The following is a 15,117-nucleotide window of genomic DNA, read 5'->3' as shown; positions in this document are numbered from 1 at the left end:
TTGCCGTTGGCGCCCAGAGTACGCGGGCGGCCGTCGGCCCGCACCGGGGATTTGGCACCCCGGCGAAGGGCCAGAAGAATGGGGGCCGGCGCCGGTCCACCCTGACCGGTCACGGGAGGTGGTCGGTGTGTGCGGAAGATACTCGCTGAGCCGGGACCCTGAGGATCTCGCCCGCGAGTTCGAGGTGACCCAGGTCGACGTGCGGGAGAAGCTGGCCGACTACAACGTCGCACCCACCAAGCAGGTGGCGGTCGTGGTGGACCGCCCGCCGGGCAAGGGCGGTGAGGACGACAAGAGTGCCGCCAAGGGTGCCAAGGGCGGCAAGAGCGCCGACGCCACGCTCGAACGCCACCTCCGCACGGTCCGCTGGGGCCTCATCCCGTTCTGGGCGAAGGACCCGAAGATCGGCAACCGGCTGATCAACGCCCGGATGGAGACCGCGGCGGAGAAGCCCGCGTTCCGCAAGGCGTTCGCCTCCCGCCGGTGCCTGGTGCCCGCCGACGGCTACTACGAGTGGTACGGCGAGAAGAAGGGCCACAAGCAGCCGTTCTTCATCCACCGCAGCGACGGTGGTGTGCTGGCGATGGCCGGTCTGTACGAGATCTGGCGCGACCCGGGCAAGGCCGAGGACGACCCCGACCGGTTCGTGTGGACGTGCACGGTGCTCACCACCACCGCCGAGGACGAGCTGGGCCGCATCCACGACCGGATGCCGTTGCTGGTCGAGCCCCAGGAGTACTCCACCTGGCTGGACCCGCGCCTCGACGACGCCGACCAGCTGCGGTCGGTGCTGGTGCCCGCGGCGCCCGGACGGCTGGACGCGTACCCCGTCTCGACCGAGGTCAACAACGTCCGCAACAACGGCCCGCAGTTGCTCGATCCGCTCCCGGCAGAAGAGGCAGGCGACGTGGCGGACCCCCGTTAAGGTAGGTCACCCCTGCCGATGAGGACGTCATGAACACCGTGAGCGAACGCGTGGTGAAGACCCCGGAGGGTCCCGCCCGCCTGATCTACAACCGGGGCCGCCGGACGGCCGTCACGCTGGTCCTCGGGCACGGCGCCGGCGGCGGGGTGGACGCCTGGGATCTCGCGGTCCTCGCCGAGGCGCTGCCCGAGTACGAAGTGACCGTGATCCGCGTCGAGCAGCCCTGGCGGGTGGCCGGACGGAAGATCGCGTCGCCGCCGGACAAGCTGGACAAGGCCTGGATCGCCGCCCTGAACAGCATGCGCACCAGGACGCCGCTGATCGTGGGCGGGCGCAGTGCGGGCGCCCGGGTCGCCTGCCGGACCGCCCGGAGTCTCGGCGCGCTCGGCTGCCTGGCGCTGGCGTTCCCGCTGCGTCCGCCGGGGCGTCCGGACAGGTCCCGCGCCGACGAGCTGCGCAACACCGGAGTGCCCACGCTCGTCGTCCAGGGGGAGCGCGACGCGTTCGGCGGCCCGCGCAACATGCCCCGCGGCCTGCGGCAGCAGAAGGTGGTGGCCGTGCCGGGCGCCGACCACAGCTTCGTGGTGCCGCGCTCCGCGCCCGTCAGCCAGGAGGAGGCGCTCACCCTGATCGCCGAGTCCACGCTGGAGTGGATCGCCAGGACGACCGGGATCGAGCTGCCACAGGTGTGACGGATCGGCCGGCCGGGCGACCGCCGGTCGCGCTCGCGGACGCGGCTGTCCGGGACGCGAGGTTCGGGTGGTTTCGTCCGGCGGCCGGGAATTCCGGCGGGCCGGTACGTGTTCCGGTCTCGGACGGTGCCGCGCGAGTGTCCGGCGCCGTTGCGAAGGAGGCCTTGTGGTTGCCGCGTGCCAGAACCGCCCGACGCCTTCCACCCCGCCGGAGGCGGTGGTGGGCTGGCGGGAGTGGACTCCCGAAGACGGCTCCTCGTCGGTGGGGCTATCCTCGCGGGCGATGACAGCTGCCGTGAACGCCGAGACGCCGGAGGAGCGGAGCGCCCGATTCGAGCGGGATGCGCTGCCCTTCCTGGATCAGCTGTACAACGCCGCCCTGCGGATGACCCGCAACCCGGCGGACGCGGACGACCTTGTGCAGGAGACCTTCGCCAAGGCGTACTCCTCGTTCCACCAGTTCAGCGAGGGAACCAACCTCAAGGCGTGGCTGTACCGCATCCTGACCAACACCTTCATCAACACCTACCGCAAGCGTCAGCGCGAGCCGCAGCGCGCCGCCACCGAGGAGATCGAGGACTGGCAGATCGCGCGCGCGGAGTCGCACACCTCGGCGGGGCTCAAGTCCGCCGAGGCGGAGGCGCTGGAGCACCTGCCCGACTCCGACGTCAAGGAGGCCTTGCAGCAGGTGCCGGACGACTTCCGGATGGCTGTCTATCTCGCCGACGTGGAGGGCTTCTCCTACAAGGAGATCGCCGACATCATGGGAACACCGATCGGCACCGTGATGTCCCGGCTCCACCGGGGCAGGCGCCAGTTGCGTGAGCTGCTGCAGGACTACGCCCGCGGACGTGGGCTGGTGCCGGCCGCCGACGCGAAGGGTGGCGAGAACGCATGAGCTGCGGCAAGCCCCACGAGACCGACTGTTCTGAGGTCCTGGAGCGGGTCTTCCTCTTCCTCGACCGGGAGATGGAGGACGCGGACTGTTCGCAGATCCAGCGGCACCTGGACGAGTGCGCACCGTGTCTGCAGAAGTACGACCTCGAGGGTCTGGTGAAATCCCTCGTCGCCCGCTCCTGCGGGCAGGACAGGCCACCGAGCGACCTTCGCCAGAAGGTGCTCCTGCGTATCCGGGCGGTGCACGTGGAGATCAGCGAGGACTCCGGGCCGCCGGCCGGCTGAGACCCCCGGGCGAAGGCCCTCGGCACTGCGAGGTCGCCCGAAGACGAAGACGGACCCCACGCCATCGGCGGTGGGGTCCGTTCGTTTTTCCAGGGCTGCCGCAGGTCCGCTGCCCGGACCCTGGTGGCCCGGCCGGCGCGCGCGGCGGCTCAGGTGTTGGGGCGCTTGCCGTGGTTGGCGGCCTTCTTGCGCCGGGCCCGACGTCGCCTTCCGTTCTTCGCCATCTCGTCACCCTCTCGTGGTCCATGTGTCGCGTACGGTGCGCCGATGCGTTCGCACGCCCGGGCATCTTCCCACGACCTCGGATCCGCGTCGGCAGGGCGTCCTGGCTGAGGCACCGGCGCGAGGGTGCGCGTACCCAAAAAACCTGTGACTCTGCGTAGAAAACTTTTGTGACCAAGGCTGCTCGCTGGATGGAGAATCTTCAGCGGACGGTCACGTCATGTGATCATCGTTCGGTCAGCCCGTGGTGCAGTGCTGACCACGCCGACGGGCGGCTGAACGCCGGCCCTCCGCGAGCTCGTCGGCACCTGCGCGCGCCCAGTGGGACCGTTGACTCTGTGTGACTTCCGGTGGTCGATCTGCCGGATTCTCGGTCTGACCATATGAACGACGGGTAACCGAATCTCCCTTGGTTCGTACGCTTTGGGAGCTTCTGCGGTCAAACACCTACCCGCCGGTACTCACTGAGAGTAGTCGCTACTCTTCGGAGTTATCACCTCGGTACGGAGTTGACCGCGCTGATCTTTTTCCGTTGACTCGTCACCGCCGGGTCACGAGCAACCAACGGAGCCGCGACCGAGGTGATACCTCGGTAGCAGAAAGTGATCATCGGGGCCAGGAAACACCTCCCTCCGATGTAGCTCTCCGTGTTGACTTCCCCGGTCCTTGTCGATTCCACCCCCGTCATCACTGGAAGGAAGGCAGGCTTATGAACGGCGTTCGCACCAGCACACCCGCCGCCAGGCGCGGCTGGGAGTGGAGCTGACCGTGGACCCGGCCGAGCACCTCGGCCATGGGAGACCCACGTGCCCGTCCATGCCCCCCGTCCACCACCACGTCCGAGGACGCGACCAGGTACCACCACGAGACCACCGGGATGGTTGCCGGTGAATTGCGGGAGACAGGCCCAGAAGCTGTGCCGATACTTGGGAGGAGGGGACAACATGAGTGCGACCGGTGCGCGGCGGCGCGACGTGCTTCGCGGCGGCTGGGAGTGGGCGTGAGCATGGGCGCCACTACGACTAAGCTGCACCGCAGCCGGTCAGGAAGAGTGGTCATCCATGCCGAGTCGGTCCACCCGGGCTTACGTTCTGGGGCTGTGCGTGGTCGCTGCCTCGGTCTCGGTCGTGTCGATCGTCAACGTCTCGCGGCCGACCGACATCGCGTGGTTCGCCGCCCTGGTTCTCCTGAGTGTGCAGCTGAAGGCACCGCTCGGCCGTAACGTCGACGTGTCCCTCACGTCGGTGGTGGCGGTGGCGACGTACCCGGTGCTCGGGATGTGGGGCGCACCCGCGCTGATCGGCGCGTTGTTCGCCACCAGGCAACAGACCTCTTTCTACAAACGGGCCTACAACGTCGCCCAGAACGTCGTCTGCACGTTCATCGGCGGCGCCGCCTACGTCGCACTCGGCGGCGAGGTCGGCGCGCTGGCCCGCGGCTCGTTCCCGCAGATCCTGCTTCCCATGACCGTGGCGATCATCGCCTGGCACGTGGCGAACGCCGCACTGTTGATCGGGGTCCTCTGGCTCGACGGGGGCCGGGCCCCGGTGCGCGGCATCCGGACCAACTTCTTCGAGGTCTTCCTCTCCTTCCTCGGCTATTCCTACCTCGGCCTGCTGCTCGCCGTGCTGTGGCTCGGCCAGCTCGGGCCGTTCGCCGGTCTGCTGCTGCTGGTTCCGTTGCTGGTCGCGCGGTGGGCGTTCGCGCAGTACGCCGCGGAGCAGAAGTCCCACCAGTCCACGCTGCAGGCGCTCGCCCAGGCCATCGAGACCAAGGACCTCTACACCCGCGGCCACGGTGAACGGGTTGCCCGGGCCGCGCGCATGCTCGGGAGCCAGATCGGCTGGGACGGTGACCGTCTGGACGCCGTCGCCGAGGCCGGTCTGCTGCACGACGTCGGCAAGATCGGCGTGCCGACCCGGGTTCTGCAGAAGGACGGCCGGCTCACCGAGGAGGAGTTCGAGGCCATCAAACAGCACCCGCTGCACGGCGTCGAGGTGGTCGGCGACATCGCGTTCCTGGAGGACGCCCGGGCCGGGATCATGCACCACCACGAGCGCTACGACGGCACCGGCTACCCCTCCGGGCTGCGCGCCTGTGACATCCCGGTCTTCGCCCGGGTGTTGTCGATCTCCGACGCCTTCGACTGTATGACCAGCGTGCGCTCCTACCGCGCGGCCCGCCCGGTCGCGGAAGCACTGGAGGAGCTTCAGCGCTGCCGCGGAAGCCACTTCGACCCCGAGCTGGTCGACGAGTTCGTCACCGCCGTCGAACGCGAGGGCTGGCAGGCCGCGCCCGTGCAGCCGGTGCAGCCGGTCCCGCGGGCGGAGCAGAAGGTCGTCTTCGACCACGACGACCCGGTGCACCCGCCCCAGGTCGAGGGCTCGGCCGAGGCGAACTCGTGAGCGGCACGCTGTCGCCGTACCGATCCCACCCGCGACTGGACGGCTCGGTCCTGCTGGCGGTGTGCGCCGGCGTCCTGGTGCTGGTCGCCGTCGTCGAGACGGCCGTGCGCGGCGTCGCGGCGCCAGCTGTGGCAGGCGTGTTCGGGTGCCTCGTCGCGGTGGGGGAGATGGTGCGGCTGCGACTGCCCGACGACCGGGTGCAGGCGCCGATCGGGCTGGCCACGGCACTGGGCTACGCCCTGCTCAGTCACCTGCCCACCGAGGGACGAGCGTCCCACTCGATCCTGCAGACGGTCGCGGTGACCTCCGGCGGAATGCTCGCCGGCGCGCTTCCGCACGTGCTCGCCGGCCGGTCGGCGGAGCTGGAGGGCATCGCCCGGCGGGTGATAGTCGTGGCCGGTGTCGCCCTGCTCTTCCGCCCACTGGTCCTGGACGAGGACCTGTTCGCCGCGTTCGACAGCCACGTCCCCTCCGACTACGTCCTGCTCACGGTGGTCGTCGGCCTGGTCGCCTGGCCCCTGGAGGCGGTACTGGCCGCCGGGGTCGCGGCCAGCCAGCAGTGGGGACCGTTCCGGGCACTGCTGCGCAACGAACTCGGCGCGTTCTTCGGCATCGGCGCGGCGATCGCCTCCACCGGGGTGCTCATCCCCCTGGCCACCTGGGAGGTCGGCCTGTGGGGCCTGCCGCTGGTGACCATCCCGCTGCTGCTGGCCCAGCTGTCCTACCGCCGGTACGCCGCGATCAGACGTACGCAGGTGCAGACCATCCAGGCGCTGTCCCGGGCCACCGAGGTCGGCGGCTACACCGACACCGGCCACGCCCGCCGGGTCACCGACCTCGCTCTCGCCATCGGCCGCGACCTCGGCCTGCCCGAACGCCGGATGCGGGTGCTGCAGTACGCCGGGCTGATGCACGACCTCGGTCAGCTCTCCCTCACCGACGCCATCCCCGGCGGCGCGACCGTGCTGGTGACCCCGGACGAGCGCCGGCGGATCGCGACGTTCGGTGCGCAGGTCGTCCGCCAGGCAGGCGTCCTGGAGGACGTCGCGGAGGTGGTGGAGGCGCAGTCCGAGCCGTACCGCCGCCCGCACCTGCCCGACGACCCGACCGTGCCGCAGGAGAGCCGGATCATCAAGGTGGTCAACGCCTACGACGACATGGTGGGCCGGGCCACCAGCGAGGACGCCCGGCTGGAGGCCCTGGAAGGCCTTCGGCTCGGGATGGCCTACGAGTACGACCCGCGGGTCGTCGCCTCGCTGGCGAGAGTCCTCGACCGGGTGACGCCGGCCCCACGCTGACCCCGCACTGACGGCGTGGCGGACGCCGGACCAACGCTGCGGCCGTGCCCGGCGTGGTTGGATGGCGGGCGGTCCAGGGGAAGGAGAGGCTGTGGCCGAGCAGGTCAGGGCGGAGATGGTCGCCAACGTCTTCGAGGTCGCGGTGCAGTCGGGCGACCCCGTGCAGGCGGGGCAGATGCTGCTGGTGCTGGAGTCGATGAAGATGGAGATTCCCGTCCTCGCCGAGCACGCCGGCCGGGTCCGCGAGGTGACGGTGAAGCCCGGCGAGGTGGTCCAGGAAGGCGACGTCCTCGTCGTACTCGACTGAACCTCCCGTGAGCTCGCCTGAGCTCCGGACCCACGTCCCTGGCACCCAGGACGCGCAGGGGCGCGGGTCGGGTCAGATCTCGCGGCGGTAGGCCAGCAGGGTGACACCCGGCACGGGCTGCCAGTCGCGGTCGGGCACCCGTCCGAAGCCGAGGCGTTCGTACAGCCGGTGCGACCGGTGCCCCACCGTCGTCGTCGACAGCACCACGGCGTGGTGGCCGTCCGCGCGCGCCTGCCGCAGCATGGCGCGGACGAGGAGCGCACCGATGCCCCGGCCCCGGGCGGCCGGCGCCACCGCGAGCATCCGGAACTCTCCCTCGCCCGGGCCGCTCAGCTCCTGGTAGGGCGACCCGGGCGGGCAGTAGGTCACCGTGCCCAGCACCGGGGCCTCGGTCTCCGTGCCGGCCTCGTCGACAGCCACCAGCAGGGCTGCCTCGACGGCCCGCCGCTTGGTGTCGAGCAGCGTCTCGGCGTAGTCGTCGGTGCCGGCCAGCAGGCCGTCCTGCCGGTAGGCCGCGAGCGTCACCTGCCCGGCCGCGGCGTACTCCTCCGGACGCGCCTCCCGGATCACCGGCGCGGGCGGCAGCGAGCGGACGTATGCGCGCAGGTGCTCACCGGAGTCGGTCACCCAGTCGCGTTCGGGAACGCGGACGAAGCCGAGGCGTTGATAACGGCGGTGAGCATCGACCATGGAGTCGGTGGTCGTCAGCGCGAAGGTGGTCTCCCCGGCCAGCCGGGCCCGCGCGGCGCACTCCTCGACCAGCGCGGTGCCGACGCCGCCTCGCCGCGCGTCAGGAGCGACCGCCAGCATCCGCAGCATCGCCTCCCGCGGCGGATCCTCGGTCCAGCGCGTCCCGGGCAGGGTGAGCGTGGCGGTGCCGACCAGCCGGCCTTCGTCGACCGCGACGACCACGTCGGTCGCCGGATCCTCCGCTCGGCGCCGGGTGTCGTCCAGTGCCGGGAGGTAGTTGGGGTGGACGAGGCTCTCGCCGCCGTAGACCTCGCCCAGCAGGCGGCTCACGGCTGCGTACTCGCTCGGGCGGACGTCGCGGACCAGCATCCGCCCGTTATAGCCGAGGCCGCCGACAGCCGGACGGGCAGACCGGCGGGGTCCGGCCCGCCGTGCGCACCTCAGACGCCGAAGGTGGCCCTGGGGTAGGGGATCTCCGGGTCGGTGAGGACGTTGAGGAGGTACGGCACCTCCGAGTCGAACGCTCGCCGCAGCGCCGGCCCGATGCCGTCCGGGCGGGTGACCGTCTCGCCGGCTCCGCCCAGGGCGCGTACCACCTCGTCGTACCTGGTGGCCGGCGCCAGGTCGGTGGCGACGTCGTAGCCGTACAGCATCCGCATGGGGTGCTTCTCCAACCCCCAGCAACTGTTGTTGCCGACGACCATCACCACCGGCAGCCGGTGCCGCACCAGCGTGTCGACGTCGAGCAGCGACATCCCGGCGGCACCGTCCCCGAGCAGCAGCACGACCTGCGAGGACGGTCGGCTCACCCGGGCGGCGATCGCCGCGCCGAGGCCCGCACCGAGGCAGCCGAACGGCCCGGGGTCCAGCCAGCAGCCGGGGCGGGCCGGCTCGACGTACTTTCCGGCGAACGACACGAAGTCGCCGCCATCACCGATCACCACGGCGTCCTCGGCCAGCAGGCGGCGCAGCTCGCCGTAGATGCGGGCCGGGTGGATCGGGTCACTGTCGGCGGCCAGCAGCGCGAGGTCACGGGCCCGCGCGGCCTGGTCGCTCGCCCGCAGCTCCGCGGCCCAGGCCGTCCAGCCGGGGCGCCGCAGCACCTGCTCCCACGCCGTGGCCAGGGTGGCCAGCGTGACGCGCAACGGCCCGGCCGCGGCGGCCGCGAGAGGGACGTGCCGGGCCAGCTGGTCCGGTGCGTCGACGATGTGCACGACCTTCGCCGACGGCGCGCCGTCGCGGCCACCGAACGAGCCGTACGCCAGCCGGAAGTCCAGCGGCGTACCCACCACGATGGCCAGGTCGCAGCGTCCGACGGCGGTCGAGCGGGCCCGGGAGACCAGCTGCGGGTGCCCGGACGGGAAGATCCCGCGCCCCATGCCGTTGGCGACGACCGGTAGCTCGAGCTCCTCGACCAGCGTGCGGGCGGCGCAGTCGGCCCGATCCAGGTAGACGTCGGAGCCGAGCACCAGCAGCGGACGCTGGGCGGACGCGAGCAGCGTCGCGATCTCGCCCACCGCCTCGACGTCCGGCTCGCCGAGGTCGGTCTCGCCCACATCGGGCACGGACGCGGAGGTGCGGCTGTAGAGCTGGTCCATGGGTACGTCGAGGAAGACCGGGCCCCGGTGCCGGGTCCCAGCCAGGCGGAACGCCTGGTCGACCGCCGGAGCGATCTCGTCCACCTTCGGCACCGTCGCGGCCAGCTTGGTGACCGGGGCGAGCAGCGGCGGATGGTCCAGTTCCTGCAGGCTGCCCGCACCCCACCGCTGGGTGGGTGCGCGGCCGCCCAGCAGCACCAGCGGCGACCCCGCCTGGTGGGCCTGGGTCACCGCGCTCACGGCGTTCGTGACGCCCGGCCCGGCGGTGACCACGGCCAGGCCGGGAGTGCGGGTGAGCTTGCCGACCGCCTCGGCGGCGAACACCGCGGTCTGCTCGTGCCGGACGTCGACCAGGCGCAACGGGGGAAGGGAGGGCCGCTCGGCGCCACCGACGGCCGCGTCGTAGAGCGGGAAGACGTGGGCGCCGGACAGGGTGAACATCGCGGAGACACCATGTGCCCGGGCCACCGCGACCGCGAGGTCGCCGCCGTGCCCTTCGCGCACCACCGAGCTCCCCGAGCCGGTCTGCTCGATCTCGGTCATGTCCGAAACCTACCGTGCGGTATCCCTCACCCGCCCCGGTTACGCCTCCGCGGCCGCGCCGGATTTTCCGGTCGCGCCCGGGGTCAGGACGTCCCGCACGCCCGGCTCGCCGGCGTCGGCGAGATAGTCGTCGGGCCGGGTCTGGTCCTGTCCGTTCGGGACCTTCAGCGCCCGCAGGACCACCGTCACCACCACCGTCACCACGACGTTGAGCACCCACGCCGTCATCGCGACGTAGCCCTTCTCGCCCAGCAGCGGAATGCTCGCCGTGGACCCGCCGAAGTGCTGCGCGCCGGTGAGCGGGTTGGCGATGTTGTACGCCGTCCAGGTGCCGTAGGCCATCCCGACCGCCCAGCCGGCGAACAGCCCCCAGCGGTGGAACCACCGGGTGTAGAGCCCGAAGACGATGGCCGGGAAGGTCTGCAGGATCCAGATGCCGCCGAGCAACTGCAGGTTGATGGCGAAGCTCTTGTCCAGGCCCAGCACGAAGATCAGCGCGCCGAACTTCACCACCAGCGAGACAAGCTTGGCTTGCCTGGCCTCCGCGGCGTGACTGGCGCTCGGGCGCAGGAACGCCTTGTAGACGTTGCGGGTCCACAGGTTGGCCGCGGCGATGGACATGATCGCGGCGGGAACCAGCGCGCCGATCGCGACCGCGGCGAAGGCCACCCCGGCGAACCAGCTCGGGAACATCGCGTCGAACAACATCGGCACCGACAACTGCGCGTTGGGCTTGCCGTTCAGTCCGACGGGCTTGATCCCGGCCGCGATCGCCATGAAGCCGAGCAGCGCGAGCAGCGCGAGCAGGAAGGAGTACGCCGGCAGGATCGCGGCGTTGCGACGCGGCACGGAACGGTTCTTCGACGACAGGACGGCGGTGATCGCGTGAGGGTACATGAACAGCGCCATCGCCGAACCCAGCGCCAGTGTGGCGTACGGCCAGGCCTGGCCGACGGCCGCGAAGGAGAAGTTCGCCGGATGCCCGCCCGCGCCGTCGGCGGCGGCGAACTTCTTCTCCGCCGCGTCGAAGATGCCGCCCCAACCGCCCAGCCTGGTGGGGATGTAGACGACGGCCACCACGATCACGAGGTAGATCAGGAGGTCCTTGACGAACGCGATCAGCGCGGGTGCGCGCAGCCCGGAGGAGTAGGTGTAGGCGGCGAGGACCGCGAACGCGAGGAAGAGCGGCGCGTCGGCGAGCAGGATGTTGCCCGAGCCGCCCAGGCCCATCACCTCGAACACGGCCTGGATCCCGACCAGCTGCAAGGCGATGTAGGGCATTGTGGCCAGGATGCCGGTGAGGGCGACCGCCAGGGCGAGGGCGCGCGAGCCGAAGCGTCCCTGCACGAAGTCGGCCGGGGTGACGTAGCCGCGGCGGTGCGACACCGACCACAGCCTCGGCAGGAACAGGAACACCAACGGGTACACGATGATCGTGTACGGCACCGCGAAGAAGCCCTGTGCGCCGGAGGCGAACATCACCGCGGGTACGGCGACGAAGGTGTAGGCGGTGTAGAGGTCGCCGCCGAGCAGGAACCACGTCACCCACGTACCGAACCGCCGCCCGCCCAGGCCCCACTCGTCCAGGCTGGCCAGGGACTCGCCCTGCTTCCACCGGGCGGCCTTGAACCCGAGCACCGTCACCGCGACGAACAACACCACGACCACCGCGAGCGCGGTGGCGTCGATCCCGGGTTTCATCGAGTACCGCCTTCGGTCCGGTCGGTCGGCCTGGTCGTGGTGTTCGGGCCGCCGGCTGCCGCGGCCGCCGAGGTCGACGTGGAGATGCCGCGTCGGCGGTTCTCCCGCCGCACCAGCAGGTAGGCCGCGCCTGTGCACAGGGCGGACAGGAAGATCCACAGGATCTGGTACCAGTAGAAGAACGGGAACGCTCCGAGGCGCGGCTCGACCCGGGCGTACGACGACGACCACAACGTGCCCACGAACGGCGCCGCGAGCAGGACCGCGACCACCACCCGGGTAGGCGTGACCAGTGGTGCGGCTCTGCGTGCTGCTGGTGCCACCATGACGACCTCCGTCGACCTACGACGACGTACGACGACCCTCCGTGCCGGACAGCCGCGACGAGAGTAGTGCCCGGGCAGGCTCGGGGAAAGGGTTCTGACCGTGACGCGCCTGAGGTCGGCGAACGAAGAGCGGAACGTCAGCGCGCAAGCATGGGGAACGTCAGCGCGACGGCGCGGAGAACAGCCCCGGTCGGCTGGCCCTCAGCACCCGCAACAGCACCAGCAGCAGGTCGGCGCGTACCTGCGGAGGTGTTCCGAACAACGCCACGTCGCGCGGCGTCTGCTGCCCGACGACTCCGAGCGCCAGTTGCAGGTGCAGCGCCCGCAGGAACGAGCCGGTGTTGCCGGCGACCGGGGTGGGCCACTCGGGCCGGGGCTCGTCGTCGCCGACGTGCGGCGGCACGAGTGCGGCGGCGAGGCGTTCGACCCACGGCTCCAGCACGTCGACATCGAGCAGGTTGCGGTGGAGCACGGTCATCACCGCGAACGCCAGCCGGTCGTCCTCGCCGTTGCGGAAGTGGAAGCCGGAGGGTGTGAGCAGCCGGTCGGCCATCACGTCGAGCAGCACCGTGAGCTCGAGCTTCTCGAAGTGCTCGGAGCGGGCCAGCGCCGCGAGCAGGTCGGCGCCGTGGGCGACCGCGTGCGCCCAGCCGTGCCCGTCGACGTATCCGCGGAGATCGCGTTCGCGGACGAACCACGACGCCGCCCGGTCGCCCCAGCGGAAGATCGCGTCGGAGTGCAGGACCCTGGCGGTCTGGTCGCGCAGCACCGCCTCGGTCAGCAACATGGCAGAGCCCGCGCGCCGGAACACCGTATCGGTGCCGTCCTCGCCGAGCCCGGTGTACAGGCCCTCGGCCACTCCGTCGCCGAAGCCGGTCAGCAGCTCGTCGTACACGCCGTCGCCCAGCCAGGTGAGAAGCACCGGCCGGGCGATTCCGTCGCGGACCCGTGGGTCGGGGTCGCCGAGCATCTGCACCAGCTCGGCGGTGAGGTCGTCGAGGGGCCGGTCGTCGGGCAGCCTGAACCCGCTGGCGCGGACGTGTTCCCAGTAACCTGACCGAACCCCCACGGGGACATCCTTCCAGACATACGCGTGCTCCGCGTGCTATCGAGGACCGCCCGGGCGTGATCGAACCGCCGCAGGCGGCGAGACTAGCGCGCCCTCCGGTTACGCTCTCGGCGTGCCCTCCCTCGATGACGTGGTCCGCCAGTACACCGAGCTCGCCGAGCTCGATCGTGAGTGGCTGCACCGGCTGGTGGCCGAGTGGCAGATGCTCGCGGACCTGTCGTTCGCCGATCTGGTTCTGTGGGTCCCCGACCGCGAGGGGCTGGGGTTCTGGGCGTGCGCGCAGATGCGTCCGACGACGGGACCGACCGCTCACCTCGACGACCTGGTGGGGTCGTTCGTCCCCCGGGGGCGCAGGCAACTGCTCGACACCGCCTACGACGACGGCCGGATCTGCCGGGAGGGCGACCCGGAGTGGCGGGACGAGGTGCCGGTCCGGATCGAGAGCATCCCGGTGCGGCGAGCCGGCCAGGTACTCGGCGTCATCACCCGCAACACGAACTTGCTGTCGGTCCGAACGCCAAGCCGGCTGGAGCTGACGTATCTCAAGACCGCGGCGGATCTCGCGCAGATGATCAGCGAGGGTGGGTTTCCTTTGCCGGGGGAGCCGGCCGACCTGGACGCGGCGCCCCGGGTGGGTGACGGGCTGATCCGGCTCGACGTGGACGGGATCGTGACGTACGCGAGTCCCAACGCCCAGTCGGCGTACCGCCGGCTCGGCCTGACCGGCGACCTCCTCGGCTGTCACCTGGGAACGATCACCGCCGGGCTGCTGCCGCCGTCGCGCCGCCCGGTGGACGAGGCCATTCCGGTGCTCATCTCCGGGCGCGCGCCCCGCCAGACCGAGGTGGAGAACAACGGTGCGGTGGTCACCATGCGGGTGATCCCGTTGGTGCCGAACGCCACCCAGGTGGGTGCACTGGTGTTGGTTCGCGACGTCACCGACCTACGCCGGCGCGAGCGGGAACTCCTCACGAAGGACGCGACGATCCGCGAGATCCATCACCGTGTCAAGAACAACTTGCAGACGGTTGCGGCGCTGCTTCGCCTGCAGGCTCGGCGGATCGGGGTGGCCGGTGGGCGGGAGGCCCTGGAGGAAGCGGTCCGGCGGGTGGGCACGATCGCGATCGTGCACGAGACCCTGTCCACGGCGTTCGAGGAACGCGTGGAGTTCGACGAGGTGGCCGACCGGGTGCTGGCGATGGTGGCCGAGGTGTCGGTCCCGGAGACCCGGGTGGTGCCCCGGCGGGTCGGATCGTTCGGTCTGCTCGGCGCGGAGACGGCGACTCCGCTGGCGATGGTGATCACCGAGGTCGCGCAGAACGCCGTCCAGCACGGTGTGGGCAGGCGAGGTGGCCGGGTCGAGGTGCTCGCGGACAGGTCGGCGGGCCGGTTGCGGGTGGTGGTCGAGGACGACGGGCAGGGGCTGCCCACGGACTTCGACCTGGAGCGCTCCGGTCAGCTGGGGCTGCAGATCGTCCGCACGCTGGTGGAGAGCGAACTCGGCGGGGTGCTGTCGATCGGCGGCCGGGAGGAAGGCAGCGGGACGCGGGTGGTGGTGGATCTCCCCGACGAGGGGCAGCCACGCGGACGGGGCCGGCACGCCCAACTCCGACGCCCAAGGCTCTGACGCCGCCGACCTCCGCGCGGAACTGACAGCGGACATGAAACAAGCCCCCGCCCGAGGGGCGGGGGCTGCTTCCAGGCGTCGCGAAATCAGATGATGCGGGCCCGGGAGCGGGCGGCGCGGCGCTTGAGCGCCCGTCGCTCCTCTTCGCTCATTCCGCCCCAGACTCCGGCGTCCTGGCCGGTTTCAAGGGCCCACTGCAGACAGAGGTCGACGACTTCACAACGACGGCAGACCGCCTTGGCCTCCTCGATCTGCAGGAGCGCGGGCCCGGTGTTCCCGATGGGGAAGAACAGCTCAGGGTCCTCGTCCCGGCAGATGGCCCGGTGGCGCCAGTCCATCAAGGCTTCACTCCTCAGTTCGTTGCGTGCCGGATCCACCGGCCTCGCAGGTGGCTTGATTCTACTGTGTGAACACTTTCACGATCTTTTGCGTGACAACGAGCGCGCACCAGCATCCTGGTGGCGGCCACACGTATGTGATCGCGGTACGTCAGCCCCCGGCGCACGCACCGATCGGGTGTCTGCGCCTCTCT

Annotated in this window: 14 protein-coding genes; 8 read left to right on the top strand and 6 right to left on the bottom strand. The window is 70.9% G+C overall.

Annotated features, from left to right (window positions below; genetic code table 11):
• Positions 1-127: 127 nt before the first annotated feature.
• The 7 genes from ABZV93_RS18760 to ABZV93_RS18730 all read left to right on the top strand — a co-directional run bounded on the left by ABZV93_RS18760 (position 128) and on the right by ABZV93_RS18730 (position 7,031).
• On the top strand, positions 128-925 hold the full coding sequence (locus tag ABZV93_RS18760; protein WP_354937457.1) for an SOS response-associated peptidase: 798 nt from the start codon (positions 128-130) through the stop codon (positions 923-925).
• Between the two features lie 29 nt (positions 926-954).
• The gene (locus ABZV93_RS18755; RefSeq protein ID WP_354937454.1) at positions 955-1,617 is read left to right on the top strand and encodes an alpha/beta family hydrolase; all 663 of its coding nucleotides are present in this window, start codon (positions 955-957) and stop codon (positions 1,615-1,617) included.
• A gap of 283 nt (positions 1,618-1,900) precedes the next feature.
• Positions 1,901-2,515 (top strand): sigma-70 family RNA polymerase sigma factor, encoded by a 615-nt coding sequence (locus tag ABZV93_RS18750; protein WP_092887048.1) that lies wholly within the window; start codon positions 1,901-1,903, stop codon positions 2,513-2,515.
• Entirely contained in the window at positions 2,512-2,799 is a 288-nt protein-coding gene (gene rsrA, locus ABZV93_RS18745; RefSeq protein WP_354937451.1) for a mycothiol system anti-sigma-R factor, read from the top strand. Before ABZV93_RS18750 ends, rsrA begins: the two co-directional genes overlap by 4 nt.
• A gap of 1,283 nt (positions 2,800-4,082) precedes the next feature.
• Positions 4,083-5,426: an HD-GYP domain-containing protein gene (locus ABZV93_RS18740; protein WP_354937448.1), complete on the top strand. Its 1,344-nt coding sequence runs from the start codon at positions 4,083-4,085 to the stop codon at positions 5,424-5,426.
• Positions 5,423-6,724 carry an HD domain-containing phosphohydrolase gene (locus tag ABZV93_RS18735; RefSeq protein WP_354937446.1) on the top strand — a complete coding sequence of 434 codons (1,302 nt, stop codon included), beginning with the start codon at positions 5,423-5,425 and terminating at the stop codon, positions 6,722-6,724. Before ABZV93_RS18740 ends, ABZV93_RS18735 begins: the two co-directional genes overlap by 4 nt.
• A gap of 91 nt (positions 6,725-6,815) precedes the next feature.
• Positions 6,816-7,031 (top strand): biotin/lipoyl-binding carrier protein, encoded by a 216-nt coding sequence (locus ABZV93_RS18730; protein ID WP_354937443.1) that lies wholly within the window; start codon positions 6,816-6,818, stop codon positions 7,029-7,031.
• Between the two features lie 72 nt (positions 7,032-7,103).
• On the opposite strand, the gene ABZV93_RS18725 is transcribed toward ABZV93_RS18730, so the two are convergent.
• From ABZV93_RS18725 to ABZV93_RS18705, 5 genes are all read right to left on the bottom strand, one after another.
• On the bottom strand, positions 7,104-8,090 hold the full coding sequence (locus ABZV93_RS18725) for a GNAT family N-acetyltransferase (protein WP_354937440.1): 987 nt from the start codon (positions 8,088-8,090) through the stop codon (positions 7,104-7,106).
• A gap of 71 nt (positions 8,091-8,161) precedes the next feature.
• On the bottom strand, positions 8,162-9,862 hold the full coding sequence (locus ABZV93_RS18720; RefSeq protein ID WP_354937437.1) for an acetolactate synthase: 1,701 nt from the start codon (positions 9,860-9,862) through the stop codon (positions 8,162-8,164).
• A 39-nt stretch (positions 9,863-9,901) separates the two neighbouring features.
• A complete protein-coding gene (gene mctP, locus ABZV93_RS18715; protein ID WP_354937434.1) occupies positions 9,902-11,563 on the bottom strand; it encodes a monocarboxylate uptake permease MctP in 1,662 nt (553 codons plus the stop codon).
• On the bottom strand, positions 11,560-11,889 hold the full coding sequence (locus tag ABZV93_RS18710; RefSeq protein WP_354937431.1) for a DUF3311 domain-containing protein: 330 nt from the start codon (positions 11,887-11,889) through the stop codon (positions 11,560-11,562). The genes mctP and ABZV93_RS18710 overlap by 4 nt, the downstream gene beginning before the upstream one ends.
• A gap of 160 nt (positions 11,890-12,049) precedes the next feature.
• The gene (locus ABZV93_RS18705; RefSeq protein WP_354937428.1) at positions 12,050-12,958 is read right to left on the bottom strand and encodes a DUF2785 domain-containing protein; all 909 of its coding nucleotides are present in this window, start codon (positions 12,956-12,958) and stop codon (positions 12,050-12,052) included.
• 112 nt (positions 12,959-13,070) lie between these two features.
• On the opposite strand from ABZV93_RS18705, the gene ABZV93_RS18700 reads away from it, so the two are divergent.
• Positions 13,071-14,585, top strand: a complete 1,515-nt coding sequence (locus ABZV93_RS18700; RefSeq protein ID WP_354937425.1) for a histidine kinase N-terminal domain-containing protein — start codon at positions 13,071-13,073, stop codon at positions 14,583-14,585.
• 86 nt (positions 14,586-14,671) lie between these two features.
• On the opposite strand, the gene ABZV93_RS18695 is transcribed toward ABZV93_RS18700, so the two are convergent.
• Positions 14,672-14,923, bottom strand: a complete 252-nt coding sequence (locus ABZV93_RS18695) for a WhiB family transcriptional regulator (protein ID WP_092656556.1) — start codon at positions 14,921-14,923, stop codon at positions 14,672-14,674.
• Between the last annotated feature and the right edge of the window lie 194 nt (positions 14,924-15,117).

Origin of the sequence: Actinopolymorpha sp. NPDC004070 (genome assembly GCF_040610475.1) — a bacterium.
GTDB lineage: Bacteria > Actinomycetota > Actinomycetes > Propionibacteriales > Actinopolymorphaceae > Actinopolymorpha.
Note: the sequence above shows the minus strand (reverse complement) of the source record. Positions and strands in the feature narration are given on the sequence as shown.

Bases quoted from the DNA above. Each gene is read 5' to 3' on its own strand.
- rsrA (WP_354937451.1), top strand. From the start codon at position 2,512: ATGAGCTGCGGCAAGCCCCACGAGACCGACTGTTCTGAGGTCCTGGAG.
- ABZV93_RS18755 (WP_354937454.1), top strand. From the start codon at position 955: ATGAACACCGTGAGCGAACGCGTGGTGAAGACCCCGGAGGGTCCCGCC.
- ABZV93_RS18740 (WP_354937448.1), top strand. From the start codon at position 4,083: ATGCCGAGTCGGTCCACCCGGGCTTACGTTCTGGGGCTGTGCGTGGTC.
- ABZV93_RS18750 (WP_092887048.1), top strand. From the start codon at position 1,901: ATGACAGCTGCCGTGAACGCCGAGACGCCGGAGGAGCGGAGCGCCCGA.
- ABZV93_RS18710 (WP_354937431.1), bottom strand. From the start codon at position 11,889: ATGGTGGCACCAGCAGCACGCAGAGCCGCACCACTGGTCACGCCTACC.
- mctP (WP_354937434.1), bottom strand. From the start codon at position 11,563: ATGAAACCCGGGATCGACGCCACCGCGCTCGCGGTGGTCGTGGTGTTG.
- ABZV93_RS18725 (WP_354937440.1), bottom strand. From the start codon at position 8,090: ATGCTGGTCCGCGACGTCCGCCCGAGCGAGTACGCAGCCGTGAGCCGC.
- ABZV93_RS18695 (WP_092656556.1), bottom strand. From the start codon at position 14,923: ATGGACTGGCGCCACCGGGCCATCTGCCGGGACGAGGACCCTGAGCTG.
- ABZV93_RS18720 (WP_354937437.1), bottom strand. From the start codon at position 9,862: ATGACCGAGATCGAGCAGACCGGCTCGGGGAGCTCGGTGGTGCGCGAA.